The 24,846-nt window shown below is 61.9% G+C and carries 19 protein-coding genes; 9 read left to right on the top strand and 10 right to left on the bottom strand.

What is annotated here, in order from left to right:
* Positions 1-23: 23 nt before the first annotated feature.
* Together I5S59_RS23710 and I5S59_RS23705 are read left to right on the top strand one after the other, a co-directional pair.
* Positions 24-671, top strand: coding sequence for a DUF1345 domain-containing protein (locus I5S59_RS23710; protein ID WP_197878732.1), 648 nt, complete (start codon positions 24-26; stop codon positions 669-671).
* A gap of 335 nt (positions 672-1,006) precedes the next feature.
* Entirely contained in the window at positions 1,007-1,267 is a 261-nt protein-coding gene (locus tag I5S59_RS23705; protein ID WP_197878731.1) for a DUF1652 domain-containing protein, read from the top strand.
* A gap of 2 nt (positions 1,268-1,269) precedes the next feature.
* Here I5S59_RS23705 and I5S59_RS23700 read toward each other — a convergent pair whose 3' ends face one another.
* The 9 genes from I5S59_RS23700 to I5S59_RS23660 form a co-directional block, all read right to left on the bottom strand.
* Complete coding sequence (locus I5S59_RS23700; RefSeq protein WP_197878730.1) at positions 1,270-3,354, bottom strand: putative bifunctional diguanylate cyclase/phosphodiesterase; 2,085 nt, start codon at positions 3,352-3,354, stop codon at positions 1,270-1,272.
* Between the two features lie 278 nt (positions 3,355-3,632).
* On the bottom strand, positions 3,633-5,126 hold the full coding sequence (locus I5S59_RS23695; protein WP_197878729.1) for an efflux transporter outer membrane subunit: 1,494 nt from the start codon (positions 5,124-5,126) through the stop codon (positions 3,633-3,635).
* Complete coding sequence (locus tag I5S59_RS23690) at positions 5,123-8,230, bottom strand: efflux RND transporter permease subunit (protein ID WP_197878728.1); 3,108 nt, start codon at positions 8,228-8,230, stop codon at positions 5,123-5,125. The genes I5S59_RS23695 and I5S59_RS23690 overlap by 4 nt, the downstream gene beginning before the upstream one ends.
* Positions 8,227-11,328: an MdtB/MuxB family multidrug efflux RND transporter permease subunit gene (locus I5S59_RS23685; RefSeq protein ID WP_197878727.1), complete on the bottom strand. Its 3,102-nt coding sequence runs from the start codon at positions 11,326-11,328 to the stop codon at positions 8,227-8,229. The genes I5S59_RS23690 and I5S59_RS23685 overlap by 4 nt, the downstream gene beginning before the upstream one ends.
* Positions 11,325-12,608, bottom strand: coding sequence for an MdtA/MuxA family multidrug efflux RND transporter periplasmic adaptor subunit (locus tag I5S59_RS23680; RefSeq protein ID WP_197878726.1), 1,284 nt, complete (start codon positions 12,606-12,608; stop codon positions 11,325-11,327). The genes I5S59_RS23685 and I5S59_RS23680 overlap by 4 nt, the downstream gene beginning before the upstream one ends.
* Before the next feature lie 187 nt (positions 12,609-12,795).
* On the bottom strand, positions 12,796-13,296 hold the full coding sequence (gene tpx, locus I5S59_RS23675) for a thiol peroxidase (RefSeq protein ID WP_197878725.1): 501 nt from the start codon (positions 13,294-13,296) through the stop codon (positions 12,796-12,798).
* A gap of 162 nt (positions 13,297-13,458) precedes the next feature.
* Positions 13,459-14,736, bottom strand: a complete 1,278-nt coding sequence (locus tag I5S59_RS23670; RefSeq protein WP_197878724.1) for a serine/threonine transporter — start codon at positions 14,734-14,736, stop codon at positions 13,459-13,461.
* 260 nt (positions 14,737-14,996) lie between these two features.
* Positions 14,997-16,199 carry an aromatic amino acid transaminase gene (locus I5S59_RS23665; RefSeq protein ID WP_197878723.1) on the bottom strand — a complete coding sequence of 401 codons (1,203 nt, stop codon included), beginning with the start codon at positions 16,197-16,199 and terminating at the stop codon, positions 14,997-14,999.
* Between the two features lie 123 nt (positions 16,200-16,322).
* Positions 16,323-17,348, bottom strand: a complete 1,026-nt coding sequence (locus tag I5S59_RS23660) for an Ldh family oxidoreductase (RefSeq protein ID WP_197878722.1) — start codon at positions 17,346-17,348, stop codon at positions 16,323-16,325.
* A 148-nt stretch (positions 17,349-17,496) separates the two neighbouring features.
* On the opposite strand from I5S59_RS23660, the gene I5S59_RS23655 reads away from it, so the two are divergent.
* From I5S59_RS23655 to I5S59_RS23630, 6 genes are all read left to right on the top strand, one after another.
* Positions 17,497-18,366 (top strand): MurR/RpiR family transcriptional regulator, encoded by an 870-nt coding sequence (locus I5S59_RS23655; protein ID WP_197878721.1) that lies wholly within the window; start codon positions 17,497-17,499, stop codon positions 18,364-18,366.
* Positions 18,367-18,397: 31 nt separating this feature from the next.
* Positions 18,398-19,156 carry a transporter substrate-binding domain-containing protein gene (locus I5S59_RS23650; RefSeq protein WP_128326461.1) on the top strand — a complete coding sequence of 253 codons (759 nt, stop codon included), beginning with the start codon at positions 18,398-18,400 and terminating at the stop codon, positions 19,154-19,156.
* A gap of 138 nt (positions 19,157-19,294) precedes the next feature.
* The gene (locus I5S59_RS23645; RefSeq protein ID WP_197878720.1) at positions 19,295-20,014 is read left to right on the top strand and encodes an ABC transporter permease; all 720 of its coding nucleotides are present in this window, start codon (positions 19,295-19,297) and stop codon (positions 20,012-20,014) included.
* Positions 20,011-20,721 (top strand): ABC transporter permease, encoded by a 711-nt coding sequence (locus I5S59_RS23640; protein ID WP_128326459.1) that lies wholly within the window; start codon positions 20,011-20,013, stop codon positions 20,719-20,721. Before I5S59_RS23645 ends, I5S59_RS23640 begins: the two co-directional genes overlap by 4 nt.
* A gap of 25 nt (positions 20,722-20,746) precedes the next feature.
* Positions 20,747-21,988 (top strand): NAD(P)/FAD-dependent oxidoreductase, encoded by a 1,242-nt coding sequence (locus I5S59_RS23635; RefSeq protein WP_197878719.1) that lies wholly within the window; start codon positions 20,747-20,749, stop codon positions 21,986-21,988.
* An 18-nt stretch (positions 21,989-22,006) separates the two neighbouring features.
* A complete protein-coding gene (locus I5S59_RS23630) occupies positions 22,007-22,795 on the top strand; it encodes an amino acid ABC transporter ATP-binding protein (RefSeq protein WP_197878718.1) in 789 nt (262 codons plus the stop codon).
* A gap of 174 nt (positions 22,796-22,969) precedes the next feature.
* Here I5S59_RS23630 and I5S59_RS23625 read toward each other — a convergent pair whose 3' ends face one another.
* Complete coding sequence (locus I5S59_RS23625) at positions 22,970-23,263, bottom strand: hypothetical protein (protein ID WP_197878717.1); 294 nt, start codon at positions 23,261-23,263, stop codon at positions 22,970-22,972.
* Between the two features lie 416 nt (positions 23,264-23,679).
* Here I5S59_RS23625 and I5S59_RS23620 point away from each other — a divergent pair, with 416 nt between their 5' ends.
* Entirely contained in the window at positions 23,680-24,495 is an 816-nt protein-coding gene (locus tag I5S59_RS23620; RefSeq protein ID WP_197878716.1) for a gamma-glutamyl-gamma-aminobutyrate hydrolase family protein, read from the top strand.
* Positions 24,496-24,846 lie beyond the last annotated feature (351 nt).

Raw genomic sequence — 24,846 nt, 5'->3', positions numbered from 1 at the left:
AGTGCTTCTGCCCCTGAGGTTCCATGGCTTTCCATCGACTGACCCGCAGCCACCCGCGCCTGAGTATCGCCGCAGTCATCGGCCTGGTCTGCGGCGCGCTGATCCCCGCGCACGACTGGGTCGAGCATGTGCTGATTGGCTGGAACACCGGTGTCTGGCTGTATCTGTTGCTGATTCTGTGGCTGACCGTGAGTGCAGGCCCGGATAAAGTCCGCAGAGTAGCCAGTATCGAAGATGAGAATGCCGGCCTGGTGCTGTTCACGGTGAGCATCGCGGCCATCGCCAGCCTCGCGGCGGTCACCCTGCAACTGGCTGCAGGCGGTAAACTGGCGGGCGGGCCAACTGCCCTGCAATACGCGTTTACCGGGTTAACCGTTGCCGGTTCCTGGTTGTTGATCGGTGCGATTTTCAGCCTGCACTACGCCCACCTGTTTTATACCGCCCAGGCGCACACCCCCGTGCTGCGTTTTCCCGATGGCGAACGCCACCCCGATTACTGGGACTTTCACTACTTCTCCTACACCTTGAGCGTGGCCGTGCAAACCTCGGACGTCGGCGTCGCCGGGCGGTCAATGCGCCGGGTGGTACTTGCCCACTCACTGGTAGGGTTTGTCTTCAATACCGCGATCCTGGGTTTTACCATCAACATGGCGGCTGCGCTGATCAACTGAAGGGCGCTGCTCAAGCACTGTGCCAAGCGCGTTGTCCAGGGCGCCGTTGGTCCGATACCCCGACCGCAAGCTTCCTGGCCGACTGCCGGTAGAAATGGCAGAACGCCCAAGGGACTCGCGGGCTATCGTCCCGTGCAAACGTTTGCCGTTTCATCCCGTGCCTTCATACGCGCAACCGCTGATCGAGACCTGCGTCAAAGTATCGAAAAACTGTCATCAACACACCCGGACAATGGCGTTTGCGGTGCTATGGTTAGGACGTTCGCACAAGGGACAAGCCGCTGTACCGCACCCGATCCGTTCACCTTGCTGTTCACCCCTGTATGGAGGCCGGAATGAACAAACTGACGTTTCTCAACGCCTGCCAGGTGATGCGCTGGCATTTTCATCCGCTGGGCTTTGAAGCCAGCATGGATGCCCCGCGCAGTATGGTCGCGCGCCTGTTTGACCGGGCCACCGGTGAAACCCTGCTGGCCATTGCCGGCATCCCTTGCGCCGCGGTCATGCCCGCCGCCGATGTCGAGCGCATCATTGAGGCCGTCGAGGCCGAGCTCGACACCTTCGAGCCTTCCTGCAACCTGCGCGCGGCCGGCTGACCCTAGCTGACCGCCATGGACTGGCGCGCGCGTTCGATATCGACGATAAACCGCTCGGCCGGCAGCGGCTGGCCGAGCAGATAGCCCTGCAACGAATCGCAGCCCAGCCGGGTCAGGAAGTTCTGCTGGCGGTCGGTCTCCACCCCTTCGGCAACAATTCGCAAGCCCAATGCCTGGCCCAGCGCGACAATCGCCGAGACAATCGCGGCGTCGTCGCTGTCCTGCTCCAGGTCACGGACAAAGCCCCGGTCGATTTTCAGCTCGTTGGCCGGCAGGCGCTTGAGGTACATCAAGCTCGAATAGCCGGTGCCGAAGTCGTCGATGGACAGGTCCACGCCCATGTCCGACAGCCGTTGCAGCACCGCCAGACTGGCGTCGGCGTCGTGCATCGCGGTGGTTTCGGTGATTTCCAGGGTCAGGTTGTTGGCCGGCAGTTGATGACGCGCCAGCACCTTGGCGACGCTCTCCACCAGCCCGCTGTGACAGAACTGGATGGCCGAGAGGTTGACCGCAATCCGCCAGTCGCTGTAGCCCTCGTCGATCCACGCGCGCATCTGCCGGCAGGCTTCGTCCAGCACCCACTCGCCGATCGGGATGATCAAGCCGGTCTTCTCGGCCAGCGAGATAAAGCGGTCCGGCAGTAACAGGCCATGCTGCGGATGCTCCCAGCGCAGCAAGGCTTCGGCACCGATCGGGCGCACGTTCTGCGCATCGAACTTGGGTTGATAGAAAAGGCGGAACTGCTGCAGTTCGAGTGCCATGCGCAAGTCCTGCAGCAGCTGCAGCTGCAGGCGGGCGTTACTGTTCATCGACACGTCAAAGAAGCTGTAGCCATTTTTGCCCGCACTCTTGGCGTGGTACATCGCGGCATCGGCATTGCGCAGCAGCTCCAGCTGGTCCGTGCCGTTGCCGGGGTACAGCACGATACCGATGCTCGCGGAAATCTGCAGGTTCTGCTCTGCCACACGGAACGGGCGCGAAATCAGGTTGACCTGCTTGGCCGCGACGCCCAGGGCATCGTCCGGCTCCTGCAGCTCCACCAGCAATACGAACTCGTCGCCACCGATGCGCGCCAGGGTGTCCTGGCTGTGCAAGTGGCCGCGCAGCCGCTGGGCGACGTCCTTGAGCAGCATGTCGCCCATGTGGTGACCGAACGCGTCGTTGACCGGTTTAAAGCCGTCCAGGTCAATGAACATCAGGGCAAAGCAGCCGCCCTGCGAGTTGACCTTGCAGATGGCCTGATCGATACGGTCAGCCAGCAACGTACGGTTGGGCAGGCTGGTCAGGGTGTCGTGCAGCGCCAGCTGGGTGAGTTCCTGGTTGGCACGGGTCAGCGACTGCGCGAGTTCCGCAGTGCGCGCCTCCAGCCGGGCATCCAGTACCGAGGTCAGCAGGGCCACGGCCAGCACCGCCAAGGTGGTGATCAGCACCAGGTAGTCCAGGCCATTACCGCTCAGGCCGGTGCTCAGTGCGCCACAGAAACTGCCCTCGGGGAAGTTGGCTGCCGCCATCCCGGTGTAATGCATGCCGACAATCGCCACCCCCATCAGGACGGCGGCGCCACCACGGATCTGCCGCACATAGAGGGTTTGCTTGCGCAGCCGGAAGGCGATCCACAGTGCGGCGGCAGACGCCCCCACTGCGATCAGCAGCGACAGGATGAACAGCAGAGGGTCGTAGTCGATACCGGGCTGCATCAGCAACGCCGCCATGCCGGTGTAGTGCATGCTGCTGATACCGGCGCCCATGATCAGCGCGCCGAGCCCCAACTGGCTCCAGGGCAAGGTCGGCTGGCTGACCAGCCACAAGGCAAAGCCCGAAGACAGTGCTGCAATCAGCAACGACAACAAGGTCAATGTCAGGTCATAGCCCAGCTCGATCGGCAGGCTGAAGGCGAGCATGCCGATAAAGTGCATCGACCAGATGCCAAAGCCCATGGCCCCCGCGCCACCGGTGATCCACAGGTACACCGCCCGCCCCTTGGCGGTGGCAATACGCCCGGCCATGTCGAGCGCGGTATAGGAGGCAAGGATGGCCACACACAGGGAAATCAGCACCAGCGAGGAGGAGTAACTACCAGTCAACATAAGGCCTTCCACAACCTTTGAAACCGGGCACCCGCGAGGCCCGGGAAAAGCCGATGATTGTACTCAACCTTTGGCGAAACGCACGGGGTTTTCGATGGCATTTCAGTATCGCGATATTGATTGACGACAAACGGTATAAATATAAATAGCTTTTAACATCAGTAAGTTATGAACGTTTCTTAATGTGACTAGAAAAGAAAAATGGCGTAATGCAATTATTTCCTCACATTACGCCACTCAACTTTAGGTTTTCGTTATAACCACATGTTTTATAACATTTATTTTTTTGCAGCCTCTGCATAAGCCGACTGTGCATCCCAACCGCCACCCAGCGCCGCAATCAGCTGCACACTGGCCACCAAGCGTCCCTGCAACAACGTCAGCACACTGCGCTCGTTGCTCAGGGCGGTCGTCTGCACGTTGACCACGTCCAGGTAGCCGATCAACCCGGCCTTGTACTGGTTGGTGGTCAGGCGCAGTGACTCGCGTGCGGCTTCCAGTGCCTCACGGCGAATCTGGTCTTCGTCTTCGTACACGTCGAGCTGCACCAGGTAGTTTTCCACTTCCTTGAAGCCGTCGAGTACGGTCTGTCGGTACTGCGCCACGGTCTGGTCGTAGACCGCTTCGGTGCGGTCCACCTCGGCTGAGCGCTGCCCGCCATCGAACAGGGTCATGGCCAGTTGCGGGCCCACCGACCAGAAGCGGTTGGGCAGGCTGATCCAGTCGTTGAAGCTACTGCTGCTGTAGCCGCCACTCATGCTCAGGGTCAGGTCAGGAAAGTAAGCCGCCTTGGCCACGCCAATGCTGGCGTTGGCCGACATGACTTTGCGCTCGGCCGAGGCGATGTCCGGGCGGCGCTCCAGCAATTGCGCCGGCAGCGCCCCCGGGATCTGCGGCAAAGCCGGAATGCTCGTGCTGTCCGCCAGGGCGAAGTCCGCCGGGGCCTTGCCGAGCAACACCGCAATGGCGTTCTCCAGTTGTGCACGCTGCCAGATCAGGTCGACCAAGTCGGCCTGGGTACTTTTCAGCTGGGTTTGCGCCTGCGCCACTGCATCCTTGCCGGAGACCCCGGCACGGTACTGGTTTTCGGTCATGGTCAGTGAACGCTGGTAGGTCTGCACTGTGGCTTCCAGCAAGCGCTTGTTCTCGTCCATCACCCGTAACTGCAGGTAGTTCTGCACCAGCTCCGACTGCAGGCTCAGGCGAATCGCCGCCAGGTCCGCAAGGCTTGCCTGGGCACTCGCCTCGTTGGCGGTCAGGCCTTCACGCAACTTGCCCCAGAGATCAGCTTCCCAGCTGACGCCCAGGGTGGTGCTGTAGGTATCGCGAATACCGCTGCTGTTGTTGCTCAGGCTCGAACTGGAGCTGCCGGTGCCCTGGCTGGAGCGGGTCTTGCCCGCGCGCAGGTCGATGCTGGGGAACAGTGCACCACGGGCGCTGCGCACCAGAGCCTGGGCCTGGCGGTATTGGGCTTCGGACTGGGCGACGGTCTGGTTGCTGGCGTTGAGCTCCTCGACCAGGCCATTGAGCTGCGCATCGCCATACAGCTCCCACCAGGCACCCCGCGCGAGGGCGTCCGACGGGTTGGCCTGGGTCCAGCCTTCGGCGTGCTTGAACACCGCCGGCGTGGGCGCCTGTGGACGATGATAGTCCGGGCTCAGGGTGCAGGCGCTGAGCATTGCCAGGCACAGGCTCGAGGCCAGCAGGCGCGAGCCGCGGGCGCCGAGCATCTGCTGCAGGGTGCGGTCGGAGAAAAGCGGACGTCGAGTCATAGCGGGGTTTCCAAAGCAGCGTCGGTGCGCACGCCGCGCCAATGGTTGAAGCGATGGCGCAGGCGGTCCAGATAGAGGTAGACCACCGGGGTGGTGTAAAGCGTAAGGACCTGGCTGAAAACCAGGCCGCCAATAATGGTCAGGCCCAGCGGCTGACGCATTTCGGCGCCCTCGGCACTGCTGATGAGCAGCGGCAAGGCACCGAGAATGGCCGCCAGGGTAGTCATCAGGATCGGTCGCAGACGCAGCAGGCACGCCCGACGGATCGATTGCTCCGGGCTCAGTTGTTCATGGCGCTCCAGTTGCAGCGCCAGGTCGATCATCATAATGGCGTTCTTTTTCACCACGCCAATCAGCAAGAACAGGCCCAGCAGCGAAATCAGGCTGAACTCGCTGCCCACTAAGTACAAGGTGAGCAAGGCCCCTACCCCGGCCGATGGCAAGGTCGACAGGATGGTCAGCGGGTGGATGTAGCTCTCGTAGAGGATCCCCAGCACCAGGTACACCGCAAGCAGGGCACCGAGAATCATCCACGGCTGACCTTTCTGGCTTTCGGTAAAGGCGTTGCCGGTACCGCCAAGCTTGGCGATCACATCCTCGGGCAAACCGACCTTGGCCACCGCCCGCTCCACCGCGGCCATGGCCTGGTCCTGGCTGTAGCCTTCGGCGATGTCGAAGTTGATGTTCTCGGAGGCAAACTGGCCTTCGTGGCTGACCCGGTCGTCTGCCAGGCTGTTCTCGTAGTGGGCAATGGTCGACAGCGGAACCCGGGCGCCATCCGCGGTGATCACCTGCACCTGCTCCAGGCTGCGAGGGTCCTGGGCGTACTTGGGATTGATCTCCATGACCACCTGGTACTGGTTCAGGCTGTCATAGATGGTCGAGATCTGCCGCTGGCTGTAGGCGTTGTTGAGCACGGCGGTAACCATGCTCATGTCGATGCCCAGGCGCTTGGCCTGCTCGCGGTCGACCACCAGCGTCACTTGCTGGGTACCGCCGCCGTCGCGGGCGTCGATCGCGGTCAGCTCCGGCAAGGTCTTGAACGCCGCGACCACTTTCGGGTACCACTCGCGCAACGCCGACAGCTCACTGCTTTGCAGGCTGTAGAGGAACTGCGAGGTGCTCTGATCGCGGCCGCCACCGAACTGCAGGTCCTGGTCGGCCATCAGGAACAGCCGCCCACCGGGCACCTTGGGCATCTCTTTGCGCAGGCGCTCGATGATTTTCTGCGCCGACATCTTGCGTTCACTGATGGGTTTGAGGCGCACCAGCACCATGGCGTTGTTGGTGCCGCTGTTGCCGCCGATAAAGCCGGCAACGCTCTCGACAGCCGGGTCCTTGAGCAGGGCCTGGCGATAGATCTCCATTTTGGGCTGCATCACCTGGAACGACAGGCCATCGTCACCGCGGACAAAGCCCATCAGTTGCCCGGTGTCCTGTTGCGGCAGAAAGGTCTTGGGTACCACCACATACAGGGCAATATTGACGCCGATGGTCACCAGCAACGTGATCAGCGTCAGAAGGCGATGCCTCAGTACCCAGTCCAGGCTGCGCCCATAGGCATTCATCATGCGCAGGTTGAGCTGCTCGCTCCAGCGCTGCAGGCGGGTCTGGCCTTCGTGCGACTGGGGCTTGAGCCAGCGCGCGCAGAGCATCGGCGTGAGCGTCAGCGAGACCACCAGCGAGACGATGATCGCCACTGCCAGGGTGATGGAGAACTCGCGGAACAACGACCCGACAATGCCCCCCATGAACAGGATCGAGACAAACACCACCACCAGCGACAGGTTCATCGACAACAGGGTGAAGCCCACTTCCTTGGAACCCAGGTAGGCTGCACGCATCGGCGGCACACCTTCATCGATATGCCGGGAGATGTTCTCGAGCACGACGATGGCATCGTCCACCACCAGGCCGGTGGCGAGAATCAACGCCATCAACGACAGGTTGTTCAACGAAAAGCCGCACAGGTACATGGCAGCGAAAGTGCCCACCAGCGACACCGGCACCGCCAGGGTCGGAATCAGCGAGGCGCGCAGGTTGCCCAAAAACAGGAACACCACCAGTACCACCAGCACCACGGCGATGACCAGGGTGTGCTCGGCTTCCTTGAGTGTCGCCTTGATCACTGGCGAGCGGTCCATGGCTACGTCCAGCTTGACGCTGGCGGGCATCAGCGATTCAAGCGCAGGCAGCTGCTCCTTGATCTTGTCCACGGTCTCGATGATGTTGGCGCCGGTCTGGCGGTTGATCACCAGCAGTACCGCCTGGTCATTGTTGAAAAAGCCGCTGTTGTAGCGGTTCTCGACACCATCGGTGACCTTGGCCACATGGCTCAGGCGCAGCACCGCACCGTCCTGGTAGCGGATCACCAGCGGCTCGTAGTCCTTGGCCTTTTCCAGCTGGTCGTTGGCCTGCACCTGCCAGTTGCGCTGGCCATCCTCGATAAAGCCCTTGGGCCGGCGCTGGTTGGCGTTGGCGATCGTCGCACGCACATCGTCCAGGGCAACGCCGTACTGGTTGAGCAACTGCGGTTCGAGTTCGATGCGCACGGCGGGCAGCGAACTGCCGCCGATCTGCACTTCCCCTACCCCCGGCACCTGCGACAGGCTTTGCGACAGAATGGTCGATGCCAGGTCGTAGAGCTGGCCCTTTTCCAGCACACTGGAAGTCAGCGCCAGCACCATGATCGGCGCCTGCGAGGGGTTGAACTTCTTGTAGGTGGGCATGCTGCGCATGCCACTGGGCAACAGGTTGCGCGAGGCGTTGATGGCCGCCTGCACTTCACGGGCCGCAGCGTCGATGTCGCGGCCCTGGTCAAAGCCGAGAATCACCCGGGTCGAGCCCTGGCTGGAGCTGCTGGTCAAGGTGGTAACGCCGGCGATGGCGCCCATTGAGCGCTCAAGGGGCGTGGCCACCGTCGACGCCATGACTTCAGGGCTGGCCCCGGCCAGGTTGGCCTGGACCACGATCACCGGAAACTCGATCTGCGGCAGCGGTGCCACCGGCAACAGGCCGAAGCTGACGCCACCCAGCAGCATGATCGCCAGGCTCAGGAGCATGGTCGCTACCGGGCGGCGGATAAAAGGTGCGGAGAGGTTCATGGCTTTTCCAGCACCACAGCGTCAGCCTGTGGGCGCATGCGCCGCGCCAGCCGGTCAAAGTACAGGTAGATGACCGGCGTGGTGAACAGCGTCAGTACCTGGCTTACCAGCAACCCGCCGACCATCACCAGGCCCAGTGGCTGGCGCAACTCGGCACCGGAACCGCTGGCCAGCATCAGCGGGATGGCACCGAACAAGGCCGCCAGCGTGGTCATCAGGATCGGCCGGAAGCGCAGCAGCGCCGCCTGGTAGATCGCCGCCTCCGGGGCCATGCCCTGGTTGCGCTCCGCCTCGAGAGCGAAGTCGATCATCATGATCGCGTTCTTCTTGACGATACCGATCAGCAGGATGATGCCGATGATGGCGATCATGCCGAGGTCATTACCGGACAGGATCAGTGCCAGCAATGCCCCGACCGCCGCCGACGGCAGGGTCGAGAGGATGGTCACCGGGTGAATGTAGCTCTCGTAGAGCACACCGAGCACGATGTACATGGTCACCACGGCGGCCAGAATCAGCAACAAGGTGCTCGACAACGAAGCCTGGAAGGCTTCGGCCGCCCCCTGGAAGCGAGTCTGCACGCCGACCGGCATGCCGATTTCCGCCTGCACCTGTTCAATGGCCTTGACCGCATCACCGAGCGCCACGCCCTTGCCCAGGTTGAACGACATCATCACCGCCGGAAACTGGCCGATATGGGCAATCGCCAGTTGCGCCTGGCGCTGTTCGATACGGGCCAGGCTCGACAGCCGCACCTGCCCGCCATCCACAGCCTTGACGTGGATCTGCTCAAGCACCTGCGGCCCCAGGGTTGCCGCGGCTTCGGCCTGCAGCACCACCCGGTACTGGCTGGCCTGGGTGTAGATGGTCGAGATCTGCCGCTGGCCAAAGGCGTCATACAGCGCGTTGGTAATTTCGGAGACGTTGATGCCCAGACGGCTGGCAGCATCGCGGTCGATCACCAGAAACACCTGCAGGCCTTTGTCCTGCAGGTCGCTGGCGACATCGGTAAGCTCCGGACGTTGCTGCAGGGCATCCACCAGCTTGCCGCTCCACAGCGCCAACAGGTCGGCATCCGGCGATGACAGGCTGAACTGGTACTGGGTGCGGCTGACCCGGTCTTCGATGCTCAGGTCCTGCACCGGCTGCATGAACAGACGGATACCGACCAGTTTGTCGACTTGCGGCTGCAACCGCGCAATCACTTGCGCGGCGGTGTCGTCACGCTCGCCGTGGGGCTTGAGGTTGATCAGCAGGCGGCCGCTGTTGAGCGTGGCGTTGTCGCCGTCGACGCCGATGTACGACGACAGGCTCTCCACCGCCGGGTCTTCAAGAATCACCGCACTGAGCTGTTGCTGGCGCTCGCTCATGGCGGCAAACGACACCGACTGCGGCGCTTCGGAGATCCCCTGGATCACCCCGGTGTCTTGCGCCGGGAAGAAGCCCTTGGGCACTACCAGGTACAACAGCACGGTCAGCCCCAGGGTCGCCACAGCCACCAGCAGGGTCAACGGCTGGTGCTTGAGCACCCACTGCAGGCCGCGGCCATAGCCAGCGATCATCCAGTCGATCCAGGCGCCGCTGGCACGGTAGAACCGCCCCTGTTCGTGTTCGGCGGGCTCACGTTTGAGCAGCCGCGCGCACATCATCGGTGTCAACGTCAGGGACACTACCAGGGAAATCAGGATCGCCACCGCCAGGGTAATGGCGAACTCGCGGAACAAGCGACCGACCACATCGGCCATGAACAACAGCGGGATCAGTACGGCAATCAGCGAGAAGGTCAGCGAGATCAGGGTGAAACCGATCTGCCGGGCGCCCTTGAGCGCTGCCTGCATCGGGGTTTCGCCCTCTTCGATGTGGCGGGAAATGTTCTCGAGCATGACGATGGCGTCGTCCACCACGAAACCGGTGGCGATGGTCAGGGCCATCAGCGTCAGGTTGTTGATCGAGAAGCCGGCCAGGTACATCACCGCAAACGTACCGATCAACGACAGCGGCACCGCCACCGACGGAATGATGGTGGCGCTGAAGCGGCGCAGGAACACGAAGGTGACCATCACCACCAGGGCGATGGCCAGCAGCAGTTCGTTGCGGACATCCTTGACCGAGGCACGGATGGTCTGGGTACGGTCCGTAAGAACGCTGACATCGAGGCCGGCCGGCAGGTTGTCGGTGACCGAAGGCAGCATCGCCTTGATGCGGTCGACCACTTCAATCACGTTCGCCCCGGGCTGGCGCTGGATGTTCAGCAACACGGCCTGATTCTGGTTGGCCCAGGCCGCCAGGCGCTCGTTCTCGGCACCGTCGACGATCTCGGCAACATCTTTGAGGCGCAGCGGCGCGCCGTTGTTGTAAGCCAGAATCAGGTTGGCGTATTCCTCCGGCGAACGCAGCTGGTCGTTGGCATCGAGCATCGACACCCGGGTCGGACCGTCGAAGTTGCCCTTCGGCTGGTTGACGTTCGACGCGCCGATCAGGGTACGAACATCCGAGAGGTTCAGGCCTGCTGCCGCCAGTGCATCGGGGTTGACCTTGATCCGTACCGCCTGGCGCTGACCGCCGGCAATGCTGACCATGCCGACGCCGCTGATCTGGGCGATTTTCTGCGCCACCCGGGTATCGACCAGGTCGTTGAGTTTGGGCAACGGCATGGTTTTCGACGAAATCGCCAAGGTCAGCACCGGGGTATCCGCCGGGTTGACCTTGTTGTACACCGGCGGCGCCGGCAAGTCGCTTGGCAGCAGGTTGCTGGCGGCGTTGATCGCCGCCTGCACCTGTTGCTCGGCAACGTCCATGTTCATGTCGAGGCTGAAGCGCAGGGTCAGTACCGAGGCGCCACCGGAACTGGTCGAGGCCATCTGGGTAAGGCCCGGCATCTGCCCGAACTGGCGCTCCAGCGGCGCGGTAACGGCGCTGGTCATCACTTGCGGGCTGGCGCCCGGGTACAGGGTCATGACCCGGATGGTCGGGTAATCGACCTGGGGCAAGGCCGCCACCGGCAGCAAGGTGTAAGCGATGAGGCCGGCGAGAACGATGGCCAGCATGCTCAGCGTGGTCGCTACCGGACGGAGAATGAACAGCCGCGAGAGGTTCATGCGCGCGCCTTGTCCTTACGACCCGGGGCGGCGGAGGCATCCTTGTTGTCCTGGCCCTGCAGGTGCTGGCCAGGGGTTGCCGGCACTTGCGAGCTGTCATTGACCACTTCGACCTCACTGCCGTCGCGCAAACGGTCGGTACCTTCCAGCACCACCCGCTCGCCCTTGGCCAGGCCTTCGACGACCACCGTGTGACCACCGTCGCTGGCGCCCAGGGTCAGTTTGCGGATGCGCACCTTGTTGTCACCTTCCATGACATAGACAAACGAGCCATCGGTACCAAACTGGATCGCCGCCGACGGCGCCAGCACCACATCCTTCAGGGTGTCGGCGAGCAGGCGCACATTGACGAACTGGTTGGGGAACAGCGCTTCGTCCTGGTTTTCAAAGTAGGCCTTGAACTTCAGGGTGCCGGTGGTGGTGTCGATCTGGTTGTCGAGGCTGCGCAGAACGCCGACCGCCTGCTGTTTGAGATCACCGCGATCCCAGGCTTCGACCGGCAGCTTCGCGCCACTGCGGTAGCGCGCCAACACGGTATTGAGCTGGGTTTCGGGCAAAGTAAAGGCCACGGTGATCGGTTGGGTCTGGGTGATCACCACCAGCGCCGTGGTGTCGTTGGCCGCCACCAGGTTGCCGACGTCGAGCTGACGCAGGCCCAGGCGGCCGCTGATAGGGGCGCGAATGCGGGTGAAATCGAGGTTCAGCTTGGCATCGCCAACGGCGGCCTGGTTGGTTTTGATGGTGCCCTGGAACTGGCCGACCAGCGCCACCTGGGTGTCCAGTGTCTGCTTGGCGATGCTGTCTTCGGCGTACAGGCCTTTATAACGCTCGAGGTCGATCTGGGCGTTTTTCAGCTGGGCCTGGTTTTGCGCCAGGGTACCCTCGGCCTGTTGCAGGGCGATCTGGTAGGTACGCGGGTCGATCTCGGCGAGCAGGTCACCGCTCTTGACCCGCTGCCCTTCCTGGAAGTTGACCTTGACCAGTTCACCGGCAACGCGGCTGCGCACATTCACCGTGTTGGTCGCCGTTACCGTGCCCAGCGCCTTGAGGTAGACCGGGAAGTCGCCCACGGTCGCAGGTTCGACGCGCACCGGCACCGGCCCGGCAAAGGCCCCAAAGCCCGGTCGCCCGCCTTTGCCGGCAGGTGCACCGGCCGCCTTGTGCGCCGCCGGAGACGGCCACAGCCACCAGCACAGGCCGGCAACCAGCAGCAGGATCAGCAGGCCGAAAAGCCAGCGACGAGGGGAACGGGAACGAGAAAGCATCGGTTGATCGACCATTGGACTGGAAAGAATTCTTTTGAGGAGGCTGAACGATAAGCACTGGCGAGAAAATAGCAAAGCGGCTTTACCGGCAATTTACCTTGAGCTTACGTTGCTAAGACAATGAAGCATAAATAAAAACGGCCTGGACAAGGTCCAGGCCGCAACAAATGCTTACAGCATGCGAGACACGCTCGCGATCACATTACTTCAGAACAGCCAGCGCTGCATCGTAGTTCGGCTCGTCAGCGATTTCGCCAACCAGCTCGCTGTGCAGCACGGTGTCGTTTTCGTCCAGAACAACCACGGCGCGCGCAGTCAGGCCAGCCAGTGGGCCGTCAGCGATGGCAACACCGTAGTTCTCGATGAATTCACGGCCGCGCAAGGTCGACAGGTTCTGGACGTTTTCCAGGCCTTCGGCGCCGCAGAAACGGGCTTGTGCAAACGGCAGGTCGGCGGAGATGCACAGCACGACGGTGTTGTTCAGCTCGGCAGCTTTCTTGTTGAACGTGCGAACCGAAGTGGCGCACGTCGGGGTATCGACGCTTGGGAAGATGTTGAGGACTTTGCGCTTGCCGGCCAGGCTGGCCAGGGTTACATCAGCAAGACCTGCACCGACCAGGGAAAACGCAGGGGCCTTGGCGCCAACTTTTGGCAGATCGCCCTTGACCTGAACCGGGTTGCCTTTGAGAGTCACTTGAGCCATGAGCTGATTCCTTATGCGTGGATTGAGTAAGGGACCAGAGTTAATCATGAAAGTGCCCGGCTACCTATGGGGGCGCACAAATTGTTTTATTGCCAGACAATTTTTGTGGACAATCCAGGCGCTCAAAAGCTGACAATCCAGCTTTTGAGCGCCCGCACACGGTCAGCTGAGCAGCGAATAGACCAGCGCAGAGATCGCCACCAGGCCAACGGCAACCACGAACACGTTGGACATCTGCCCGCTGTATTTGCGCATTGCCGGCACCTTGCGGATGGCATACATCGGCATCAGGAACAGAATCGCCGCGATCACCGGGCCACCGAGGGTCTCGATCATGCCCAGGATGCTCGGGTTGAGGGTGGCGACGATCCAGCAGATTATCAGCATGAAGGCAGCGGTCATGCGGTCCAGGGTCTTGGCCGCCGGACGCTTGCCGGTTTTCACGATCAGGCCTTTCAGGCCTTCGCTGGCGCCGATGTAGTGCCCCAGGAACGACTTGGCAATGGCAATGAAGGCAATCAGCGGCGCAGCAAAGGCGATGGTCGGGTTGCTGAAGTGGTTGGCCAGGTACGACAGGATCGACAGGTTCTGTGCCTTGGCTTCGGCCAGTTGCGCCGGGGTCAGGGTCAGCACGCAGCTGAACACGAAGAACATCACCATGGCGACCATCAGCAGGTGCGCGCGGCAGAGGATCTGCCCGCTGCGCTCATCGGCATGCACGCCGTACTGACGCTTCTGGTCAACGGCAAACGCCGAGATGATCGGCGAATGGTTGAAGGAGAACACCATCACCGGGATCGCCAGCCACAGGGTGTGCAGGAACGCCGAGCCCGATGGCAGCTCGGCGGCGGTGGTGAGGATGCCACCGCTCCAGTGCGGAATCAGGAACACCGCGAGGAACGCCAGGGCAACGATAAACGGATACACCAGCAGGCTCATGACCTTGACCGTGGCCTGTTCACCACAGCGCACGATTGCCAGCAGGCCGAGGATCAGCACAAAGGACAGCACCGCCCGTGGGGGCGGCTGAATGTGCAGCTGGTGCTCCATGAAGCTGCCGACCGTGTTGGTCAGGGCCACGCTGTAGATCAGCAGGATCGGGAAGATGGCGAAGAAGTACAGCAAGGTGATCAAGGCACCGGCGCGGATGCCGAAGTGCTCTTCGACCACGTCGGTGATGTCCGCCCCTTCACGCCCGGAGAGGACGAAACGGGTCAGGCCGCGGTGGGCGTAATAGGTCATCGGGAAGGCCAGCAACGCCAGGATCAGCAAGGGCCAGAAGCCACCCAGGCCGGCGTTGATGGGCAAAAACAGAGTACCGGCTCCGATTGCCGTGCCGAACAGGCCCAGCATCCAGGTGGTGTCCTGACGGGACCAGCTGCCTAGTGCGACTGGGGTCGAATCGAAGCGTTGTTCAACGCTTGGGGCCTGCTCATTCATCCGGGTGCAACTCCACTCGCAAGACTGCAACAGGGCTGAGAGTGGCGACCCAGAGGCATCACCGCCCCTCAACCATACAAAGAGGGGCGCGATTGTGCGCGCATTGGTTGCACTTGAGAAGCCCCGCCCGACGGAGCGGTTGCACCTTTTACATTGTAATCACTGTAGGAGCGAGGCTTGCCCGCGAAGAACGATGGCGCAGTACAGCAGACATACTGCAGCGCCCGGCTCGCCGGCAAGCCTGGCTCCTACGGGTGTGATTACGCAGCGGTTTGCACGGCCGCGATGGCTTGGGCCACTTGCTGCAGGTTGTCAGGGCGCAGGCCCGACATGCACACCCGGCCGCTGTCGATCAGGTACACGCCGAACTCGTCACGCAGGCGACGCACCTGCTCGACGCTCAAACCGGTGTAGCTGAACATGCCGCGCTGGCTCAGGAAGAACTGGAAGTCCTTGCCCGGCAGCAATACAGCCAAAGCGTCGACCAGGCCCTGACGCATTTCCAGAATGCGCAGGCGCATCTGTTCCACTTCCGCCGCCCACTGGGCGTTGAGCACCGGGTCACCCAGTACACCGGCCACCAGCTGGGCACCGAATGCCGGTGGGCTGGAGTAGTTGCGACGGACAGTGGCCTTGAGCTGGCCGAGCACGCTTTGCGCGGTGTCGGCGTCGTCGCAGACTACCGACAGGCCGCCTACGCGCTCGCCATACAGCGAGAAAATTTTCGAGAACGAGTTGCTCACCAGGCACGGCACGCCGGCACGGGCGGCTTCGCGGATGGCGTAGGCGTCTTCGACCAGGCCTTCGCCGAAGCCCTGGTAGGCGATGTCGAGGAACGGAATCAGGTTGCGCGCCTTGACCACCTCGATCACCTGCTGCCACTGCGCCTGGTTCAGGTCGACACCGGTCGGGTTGTGGCAGCACGGGTGCAGCAGCACGATGCTGTTGGCCGGCAGGCCCTGCAAGGTCGCGAGCATGCCGTCGAAGTCGAGGCCACGGGTGTTCGGGTCGAAGTATGGGTAGGTGTGCACCTTGAAACCCGCGCCTTCGAAAATTGCCCGGTGGTTGTCCCAGGTCGGGTTGCTGACCCACACCTGCGAGTCGGGGAAGTAGCGCTTGAGGAAGTCGGCACCGACTTTCAGTGCACCGGAGCCGCCAACGGTTTGCACGGTGGCCACACGGCCGCCCTGCACAGCGGGATGATCGGAACCGAACAGCAGCGCCTGGATCGCCTGGCGGTAGCTGCCCAGGCCTTCCATTGGCAGGTACAGGGAAGCTTCATGCGGCTGGCCGGCGATGCGTCGCTCGGCTTCGCCAACGGCTGCCAGCTGTGGCACTACGCCTGCGGCATCGTAATACAGGCCGATACTCAGGTTGACCTTGTTGGCGCGCGGATCGGCCTTGAAGGTCTCCATCAGGGAGAGAATCGGATCGCCGGCATAGGCATCGACATGTTTGAACACAGCGTGCAGCTCCTTGGGTCTGGGCAAATCGTAAAGGACTGTGGCGAGGATACCTGTAGCCGCGCCGAAGCAAAATGACCTTGGCTGCAACTTGTCTGTGCATCCATGCACGCCCTGCCCGACTTACTGCGCCAACGCCTGCAATTGCTCCAGCTCTTCAACCGTCAGACTGACCCCGTTACGCAACGATGCTTCACGTTCGCGGTAGCGCCGCTCACCGGGCATGCGGGTCAGGCCTACAGCCTGCATCTGGCGCACCAGTTCATGGCTGCGCTCGGCAAAGTGGTTGCCCTGCGACCTGGACGGGTCGATAACGATAAGCAACTGTCCGGTCCACGGCGTTTTCGCCCCCGGATGTTGCGACCAGTCGAACTCGAATGAAAAGTTGCCACCGGTCAGCGCGGCCGCCAGCAATTCCACCATCATCGACAAGGCCGAGCCCTTGTGCCCGCCGAACGGCAGCAAGGCACCGCCTTCGAGGATTTTCTGTGGGTCGCAGGTCGGTTGCCCCTGGCTGTCGACACCCATCCCTTCCGGGAGCATCTGGCCCTTGCGCGCAGCAATCTGCACGTCGCCGTGGGCAATGGCGCTGGTGGCCATGTCGAACACAATCGGGTCGCTGTCGGCACAGGGCGCGGCAAACGCAATCGGGTTAGTGCCAAACAGCGGCTTGCGCGCGCCATGCGGCACCACGCAGGTCATGCTGTTAACCACACTCAGCGCAACCAGGCCTTCGTCGGCGAACGGCTCGACATCGGGCCACAATGCCGCGAAATGGTGTGAATTGTGGATCGCCAGCACCGCGATCCCGGCGCTGCGCACCTTGTCCACCAGCAACCCGCGGGCCGCGGCCAAGGCCGGCTGGGCGAAACCGCCTTTGGCGTCGACACGCACATAGCCGCTGGCGACATCCTCCACTTCCGGCACCGCCTGGCCATCAACCCAGCCGCTGGCCAGGGTCGACACATAGCCTGGGATGCGAAATACGCCATGGCTGTGGGCACCGTCGCGCTGGGCGCTGGCGCAGTTGAACGCCAGTGAGCGGGCCACCGCTTCACTGGTGCCATGTTTGACGAAAATGCGCTGCAACAAGGCCTGCAGGTCGGCGAAAGGTATGTGCGCGACAGCAGTGTCGGGGCGTGCGGACATCTGAAGCTCCCTTATTGGATTTGGAGTGGGCGACAGCGATGAGCAATGGCGAAACTTTCCTCTTGTGACAGCAAACTGTCAAATATTGACTTGATGACAGAAAACATTCATTTTCTGTTTCAATGTGCAACCGCCTTCGAGAATGACCGTGAGCCAACCGATCAAGCAACGTCTGGAAAACAGCCTGCACAACGCAGCGGCGTCCGGGCGCAAGATCGCCAGCTACATGCTCGCCAACCTCACCGACCTGCCGTTTGAAACATCGGCCAGCCTGGCGGCGAAAATTGGCGTCAGCGAGTCCAGTGTCGGCCGGTTTTGCCGGGCGCTGGGCTACGAGCACCTCAAGGCACTCAAACATGATCTCAAAGACGACCTCGGCGATGGCCCGTGGCTGGTCGGTGACCGGCTGCAAGAATTTCGCCAGCAGCACGGCAAAGACGCCGCCGGTCTGGCACGCAGCCTGGAACAGGAAGTCGGGGCACTGGTGCGGGTTTACGAATACAGCCGCACCCCCGCCTGGCAGGTCGTCAGCCTGCGCCTGGCCCAGCGTCGCAAAGTCTTTGTTGCCGGTTTTCAGACCGAGCGCGGCGTCGCCCTGTGCATGACCCACTTGCTGCAATACCTGCGCGACGGCGTGCAGGTGGTCGACGGCAGTGCCGGGCATTTCGGCGACGTGTTGCTCAGCGACCCGGCCGACTGCGCCCTGGTGGTGTTCGAGGCACGCCGCTATTCACGCCATGCCCTGACCCTGTGCCGCAAGGCACGCGAAGCGGGCATAGCCGTCACCCTGGTGACCGATACCTTTTGTGACTGGGCTGATGCCAACGCCGATGAAGTGTTCCGCATCCCCACTGAATTCAATCTGTTTTGGGAGTCGACCGCGACCATGCTGTCGTGGGTACACCTGATGGTCAACGAGGTCTGCAAGAAGCTCGGACCGGATGTTGAAAAACGCTTGGAAGCAACTGCCGCTCTACACAATGAATTCGTTGGCTACACGTCAGCGAGCAAACAATAGCAAGAGTGCAAACAACAGATCGAGGTGTGACATGAAACCCGTTATCCGCTTTGCAGGTGCGTGCGCCCTGCTGCTCGCCGGTGCAACCCTGGCCCAGGCCGAAACCCTGAAGATCGCCACCGAAGGCGCTTACCCGCCGTTCAACTACGTTGACTCGGATAACCAGCTGCATGGCTTTGACGTCGACATCAGCAAGGCGCTGTGCGAGCAGATGAAAGTCGAGTGCACCCTGGTGGCCCAGGACTGGGAAGGCATCATTCCGGCGTTGATGGCGAAGAAATACGACGCGGTGGTGGCCTCGATGATCAACACCGAAGAGCGTCGCAAAAAGATCGCCTTCACCAACCACTACTACAAGACGCCGCTGTCGGTCGCCGTGCCCAAGGACAGCAAGATCACCGACGCGCAAACCGACTTCAAAGGCTACACCGTCGGCGCGCAGGCCTCCTCCACCCAGGCCATCTACGCCGAAGACGTCTACGGCAAGGCCGGTGCCGACGTCAAACTCTACCCTACCCTCGATGAAGCCAACGCCGACCTCGCTGCCGGGCGCCTGGATGGCGTGATTGCCGACAAATTTCCGCTGACCGAATGGCTGGGCAAGGCCGGCAAGGACTGCTGCCATATCCTCGGCGACGTCAATGGCACCAAGGCAGATGCCTCGATTGCCGTACGCAAGGAAGACGAAGCCCTGCGCGAGCGCCTGAACAAGGCCCTGGACGAAATCGTCGCCAACGGCACCTACCAGAAAATCGCCAGTCGCTACTTCGACTTCGATATCTACCAGTAAACCCGGCCCAGGCCACTTGTAGCAGCTGGTCTTGCCAGCGATGCAGACACCGCGGATTGACTGACACCGCGTCGATGCCATCGCCGGCAAGACCGGCTCCTACAGGGGTGGTTGTCTGTCTCGCGAGAGGGTTTGAGCATGCTCGAACAACTGTCACTGCTTTCTTTCGCCAGCGGCGGCTGGGGCCAGGCCCTGCTCGCCGGTGCCCTGGTAACCATTTCGCTGGCCCTCGCCTGCCTGCCCATCGGCTTGCCGCTGGGCCTCGGGGTGGCGTTGATGGCGCGCTCGCGCAAGCGTTTTCCGCGCGCCGTGGCGACCGTATTTTCCACGGTGTTCCGTGGCCTGCCTGAGCTGCTGACGCTGCTGATCATCTACTACGGCTGCCAGATCGCCGCGCAAAAGATCCTCGCTGCCATGGGCTATGAAGGTGAGGTGATGATCAACACCTTCCTCGCCGCCATGGTTGCCTTCAGCCTGGTGTTCGCGGCGTTTTCCAGCGAGATCTGGCTGGGCGCCTTCAAAACGGTGGCCAAGGGTCAATACGAGGCTTCCCAGGCCCTGGGCCTGAGTAAAGCCACCACGTTTCGCAAGGTGATCTTCCCGCAACTGGTGCGCATTGCCATGCCTGGGCTATCGAACAACTGGCTTTCGCTGCTCAAGGACACTTCGCTGGTGTCGACCATTTCGCTGGTCGACCTGATGCGCCAGACCAACCTGGCCGTGAGCGTGACCAAGGAGCCGATGTTCTTCTATGGCGTGGCCTGCCTGGGCTACCTGCTGTTCTCCGCCCTGTCGGGCCGGGTTGTTGTGTTTATCGAGCAGTATTTCAGTCGCCACCTGCGGAGTGCCCGGACATGAGCTTCGATCAACTGCTGGCGCTGGTGCTTGATCCCGACTTGCTGGAACGCTACGGCCCGCGCTTTATCGACGGGCTGCTGGTAACCGGCAAGCTGGTGGCCATCTCGTTTACCCTCGGCGCCCTGCTCGGCATGCTGCTGGCGCTGGCGCGGCTGTCCAACAACCTGCTGTTGCAGCGACTGAGTGCCGGCTACATCTACTTCTTCCGCGGCTCACCGCTGCTGGCGCAGCTGTTCTTGCTGTATTACGGCCTGGGCTCGCTCAAAGGCTTCTGGCAGGACGTGGGGTTGTGGTGGTTCTTTCGCGAAGCCTGGTACTGCACCCTGCTCGCCTTCGTCCTCAACACTGCGGCTTACCAGGCGGAGATCTTTCGTGGCGCACTGCTGGCCGTTGCCCCTGGCCAGTACGAGGCCGCCAAGGCCTTGAGCCTGAAACGCTCGACCACGTTCTTCAAGGTGATCCTGCCGCAATCGATGATCGTCGCCATCGGCCCGCTGGGCAATGAACTGATCCTGATGATCAAGGCCAGCGCGATTGCTTCGCTGGTGACCATCTACGACCTGATGGGCGTAACCAAGCTGGCGTTCTCGCGCAGCTTCGACTTCCAGATCTACCTGTGGGCCGCCGTGCTGTACCTGCTGATCGTCGAGATTGTGCGCCGCAGCCTCAAACACATAGAAGCCCGCCTGGGCCGCCACCTGCACTGATTGCCTGTTTGTGAGGACCGTTCCAATGCACTGTCAAACCATCGTTCTGGGCGCCGGCATCGTCGGTGTCAGCACGGCCCTTCACCTGCAGGCCCGTGGCCGCAAAGTCATCCTCATCGACCGGGATGAACCGGGCAGCGGCACCAGCCATGGCAACGCCGGGTTGATCGAGCGTTCCAGCGTGATCCCCTATGCCTTCCCTCGCGAGCTGTCGAGCCTGCTGCGTTACGGGCTCAATCGCCAGTCCGACGTGCGCTACAGCCCGGTTCATCTGCCCAGGATCGCCCCGTGGCTGTTCAAGTACTGGCAGAACTCCTCGCCTGCCGGCCTCAGCGTCGCCACCCGCGCCATGCTGCCGCTGGTGCAACGCTGTGTCGAAGAACATGACGCCCTGGTTGATGCCGCCGGGCTGGGCGAGCTGATCAAGGCCAATGGCTGGATCGAGGTGTTTCGCAACGAGTCGGCGTTCAGCAAGGCCCAGGCCGATGCCCACGCGCTCAAGCCTTATGGTCTGAGCTACGAGATTCTCGACCGCCAGCAGGTGCATGCGCGCGAGGGCAACCTCAGCGACAACGTGGTCGGTGGCATTCACTGGCTCGACCCCAAGACCGTCACCAACCCCGGCGGCCTGACCCGCGGCTACGCAGCATTGTTTGTCAAACGCGGTGGCCAGTTCATTCATGGTGACGCACGCACCCTGCGCCAGATCGACAGCGAGTGGCAGGTCGACAGCCGTCAGGGCCCGATCACTGCCCCCGAGGTCGTCATTGCCCTTGGCCCGCAGGCCGGCGACGTGTTCAAAGCGCTGGGTTACCGGATTCCGCTGGAAATCAAGCGCGGCTATCACATGCACTACCAGGGCAGCGCCGGTGCCGAACTCAAGCACTCGATCTGCGATGCCCAGGGCGGTTATGTGCTGGCCCCCATGGCCCAGGGCATCCGCCTGACCACCGGGATTGAATTCGCCGCCAGCGGCGATGCCATCAACGAGATCCAGCTCAAGCGCTGCGAAGCCCTGGCGCGCAAGATCTTCCCACTAGGCCAGCGCCTCGATGCCAAACCCTGGCTGGGGCGCCGCCCGTGCCTGCCGGACATGCGCCCGGTGATCGGTCCGGCTGCGCAGCACAAGGGCTTGTGGTTCAACTTCGGCCACGCCCACCACGGCCTCACCCTGGGCCCGGTCAGCGGCCGCCTGCTGGCGGAAATGATGACCGGCGAAACGCCTTTCACCGACCCTGCGCCCTACAGCGCGGCACGCTTCAATTGATAGCGGGAGAATAACAACATGACCGCCTCACTGAGCCTTGCAACCCCTGCCCCTGTTGCGCCGCCTGACGCGCGCAAAGTTGTCATCAACATTGAGGGCCTGAACAAACACTACGGTGCGTATCACGTACTGCGCGATATCAACCTGAACGTGCGCGAAGGCGAACGCATTGTGCTGTGCGGGCCTTCGGGCTCGGGCAAGTCCACCCTGATCCGCTGCATCAACCGGTTGGAAATTGCCGAAAAAGGCCATATCCGCGTCAACGACACCGACCTTGCGCAAACCACCCGCCAGGCCGGCGAGGTACGCAGCGAAATCGGCATGGTGTTCCAGCACTTCAACCTGTTTCCGCACATGAGCGTGCTGGACAACTGCACTTTGGCACCGATGAGCGTGCGCGGCCTGTCGCGTAAAGACGCCGAAGAGCGGGCACGGTTTTATCTGAACAAAGTGGGCATTGAAAGCCAGGCCAACAAATACCCCAGCCAGCTGTCCGGCGGCCAGCAGCAGCGGGTGGCCATTGCCCGTGCGCTGTGCATGAAGCCGAAGATCATGCTGTTTGACGAGCCAACCTCGGCCCTGGACCCGGAGATGGTCGCTGAAGTGCTCGATGTGCTGGTGAAACTCGCCGATACCGGCATGACCATGCTGTGCGTCACCCACGAAATGGGTTTTGCCCGTCAGGTGGCCGAGCGGGTGCTGTTTCTTGATGGTGGCCAGATCATCGAGGACGCCCACCCCGAGGCATTCTTCAACCACCCGCAAACTGCGCGGGCCCAGGGTTTCCTCGCGCAGATCCTGCACTGAGAGCAGAAGCACCGAAAGCGCAGGGTTGGCGGCCGCTTTGCGCCCGATCGCAGGCTAACGCCAGCTCCCACAGGTGCCATGCATAGGCACACACCTGCACTGTGGGAGTGGGCGTTAGCCCGCGATCTGCCGCAAAGCGGCAGCAATATTGGCCTGCAAGACCAAAACAAACGTCTACTGCGGATGCATCTTTGACTTGATCAGGCCGATGATGAAGGTCAACACCGCGCCGCCGGCACCACCGCCAATGATGCTGCTGATCAACGCCGCCAGGTCGACCCCGCCACCGGCAGCCGCTGCGGCACCCGGCTGGCCGGTGATGGCCGCAACCACCTGCCCGAGTATGACCCCGCCGATCCCGCCGACGATCGAATTCAGGCCCGGGCCCATGCTTTGCTTACTCATGCCCACCGCATTGCCGCCCACCACGCCGGCAATGATCTGAACCACCAGACTGACAATATCCATGTGCTGCACCCTCTGTAGCGTTGAGTGAGGACGACTCACATCCGGTAACTACGAAGGCTCGACCGAGGATCAGAGGCGTCTCGACCCGGTCAACGACAGCAGGCTGTTGCCGATCCGGAAAGTATAGGCCGGTAAGTGAAGATAACCGTCAAATATAATTGACCGGCAAAATCGATGACATCAGCGGTTACAAAGGGCTGCGCGCCCATAATTGCAGCGAAGCAATGACAAGCTTCGCCCGCGCAATCTGAAGTCGTTTGACATATTAAACGGCTCTGGCAAGCTGTATAGCAGGTTTCGACCGGAAATACGGCCCTCTGCGCCTCTCCGGCAGTGCTCGAAACCTCAGGTAGCGCAAAGGTTTCAGCCGCGCGCCTGCACAATAATGACAGGCCGCGCCTGTCCCAAGGTGACATATGCCCAACAGCAACATTGGCAATAAGAAACAGACCCTCCGTAAACCTGTAGTCCTGATGACCATGGGCGCCCAAGAGCGCAAAGGCCACGACTACCAGGTCATGACCCACAAATACATCCTGCCGCTGGTTGAACACGCCGGTTGCGTACCTGTCCTGGTACCGACCTGCTGCGGTGTCGAAGACATGGAAACCTACCTGGACATGGCAGATGGCGTTTATCTGACCGGTGCAGGCAGCAACATCGACCCGGCCCTGTACGGCCAGGAAAACGAAACCCCAGGCAAAGGCCAGGACCGCAACCGCGACCTGTTCGACATGCCGCTGGTCAAAGCCGCCATCGCCCGTGGCCTGCCTATCTTCGGCATCTGCCGTGGCATGCAGGAAATCAACGTGGCCCTGGGTGGTGACATCTACCAGAAGGTCTATGCAGAAGCCGGCTTCAACGATCACCGGGAAAACCCGGAAGATCCGGTCGACGTGCAGTACAGCGCTGTTCACGGCGTGCGCCTGGAACAAGGCAGCTGGTTGCACAAGCTGCTGAAGACCGACGAAATCCGCGTCAACTCGCTGCATGGCCAGGGCCTGAAAAACCTCGGCAAAGGCATCGAGCCGCTGGCTTACGCTGAAGATGGCCTGGTTGAGGCGATCCATGCCCCAAGCCTGTCGCCGTTCCTGTTTGCCGTGCAATGGCACCCGGAGTGGCAAGCCGCGAAGAACCCGGATTCGGTAAAAATGTTTGAAGCCTTCGGTGAGGCCTGCCGCAAGCAGGTGGCCAAGGCACAAGGCGTAAAGCCACTTAGCTCTGCCGCCTGATACAGCCTATTGCGGGGTGAACATGCCGCCTCAGGTCCTGCGTTGACCTGTGGTAGCGGTTCACCCCGCTTTTTGTTTGTGGCTGAGGCTGAGGCTGTGAGCTTATCCGTTTCCTGTGGCGCAGCTACTGGCCCCTTCCGCCCTTACGGCGGCCTACTTTTTTCTTGGAAAAAGTAGGCATGGTTCTGTCCCGTGACAACGGACGCCAAGAAGCGATACTTAATTCGCTAACTTGGAGGTTGCCATGTACCCACCTAACCGCCGTAGCTATACCGATGAGTTCAAAGCCCAAGCTGTTGCATTGGCTGAGACGGTTGGCAGGACCGAAGCCGCTCGTCAGCTTGAGATGTC

The organism is Pseudomonas alkylphenolica (genome assembly GCF_016009175.1).
Taxonomy (GTDB): Bacteria; Pseudomonadota; Gammaproteobacteria; order Pseudomonadales; family Pseudomonadaceae; genus Aquipseudomonas; species Aquipseudomonas alkylphenolica_B.
The sequence above is the reverse complement of the archived record's forward strand: the minus strand, read 5'-3'. Positions and strand labels throughout refer to the sequence as shown.

What these genes read in the sequence shown, in the direction of transcription:
- I5S59_RS23640 (WP_128326459.1), top strand. Translation starts at nt 20,011, where the DNA reads ATGAGCTTCGATCAACTGCTGGCGCTGGTGCTTGATCCCGACTTGCTG.
- I5S59_RS23645 (WP_197878720.1), top strand. Translation starts at nt 19,295, where the DNA reads ATGCTCGAACAACTGTCACTGCTTTCTTTCGCCAGCGGCGGCTGGGGC.
- I5S59_RS23670 (WP_197878724.1), bottom strand. Translation starts at nt 14,736, where the DNA reads ATGAATGAGCAGGCCCCAAGCGTTGAACAACGCTTCGATTCGACCCCA.
- I5S59_RS23695 (WP_197878729.1), bottom strand. Translation starts at nt 5,126, where the DNA reads ATGACTCGACGTCCGCTTTTCTCCGACCGCACCCTGCAGCAGATGCTC.
- tpx (WP_197878725.1), bottom strand. Translation starts at nt 13,296, where the DNA reads ATGGCTCAAGTGACTCTCAAAGGCAACCCGGTTCAGGTCAAGGGCGAT.
- I5S59_RS23705 (WP_197878731.1), top strand. Translation starts at nt 1,007, where the DNA reads ATGAACAAACTGACGTTTCTCAACGCCTGCCAGGTGATGCGCTGGCAT.
- I5S59_RS23700 (WP_197878730.1), bottom strand. Translation starts at nt 3,354, where the DNA reads ATGTTGACTGGTAGTTACTCCTCCTCGCTGGTGCTGATTTCCCTGTGT.
- I5S59_RS23620 (WP_197878716.1), top strand. Translation starts at nt 23,680, where the DNA reads ATGCCCAACAGCAACATTGGCAATAAGAAACAGACCCTCCGTAAACCT.
- I5S59_RS23690 (WP_197878728.1), bottom strand. Translation starts at nt 8,230, where the DNA reads ATGAACCTCTCCGCACCTTTTATCCGCCGCCCGGTAGCGACCATGCTC.
- I5S59_RS23680 (WP_197878726.1), bottom strand. Translation starts at nt 12,608, where the DNA reads ATGGTCGATCAACCGATGCTTTCTCGTTCCCGTTCCCCTCGTCGCTGG.
- I5S59_RS23660 (WP_197878722.1), bottom strand. Translation starts at nt 17,348, where the DNA reads ATGTCCGCACGCCCCGACACTGCTGTCGCGCACATACCTTTCGCCGAC.
- I5S59_RS23635 (WP_197878719.1), top strand. Translation starts at nt 20,747, where the DNA reads ATGCACTGTCAAACCATCGTTCTGGGCGCCGGCATCGTCGGTGTCAGC.
- I5S59_RS23650 (WP_128326461.1), top strand. Translation starts at nt 18,398, where the DNA reads ATGAAACCCGTTATCCGCTTTGCAGGTGCGTGCGCCCTGCTGCTCGCC.
- I5S59_RS23630 (WP_197878718.1), top strand. Translation starts at nt 22,007, where the DNA reads ATGACCGCCTCACTGAGCCTTGCAACCCCTGCCCCTGTTGCGCCGCCT.
- I5S59_RS23685 (WP_197878727.1), bottom strand. Translation starts at nt 11,328, where the DNA reads ATGAACCTCTCGCGGCTGTTCATTCTCCGTCCGGTAGCGACCACGCTG.
- I5S59_RS23625 (WP_197878717.1), bottom strand. Translation starts at nt 23,263, where the DNA reads ATGGATATTGTCAGTCTGGTGGTTCAGATCATTGCCGGCGTGGTGGGC.
- I5S59_RS23710 (WP_197878732.1), top strand. Translation starts at nt 24, where the DNA reads ATGGCTTTCCATCGACTGACCCGCAGCCACCCGCGCCTGAGTATCGCC.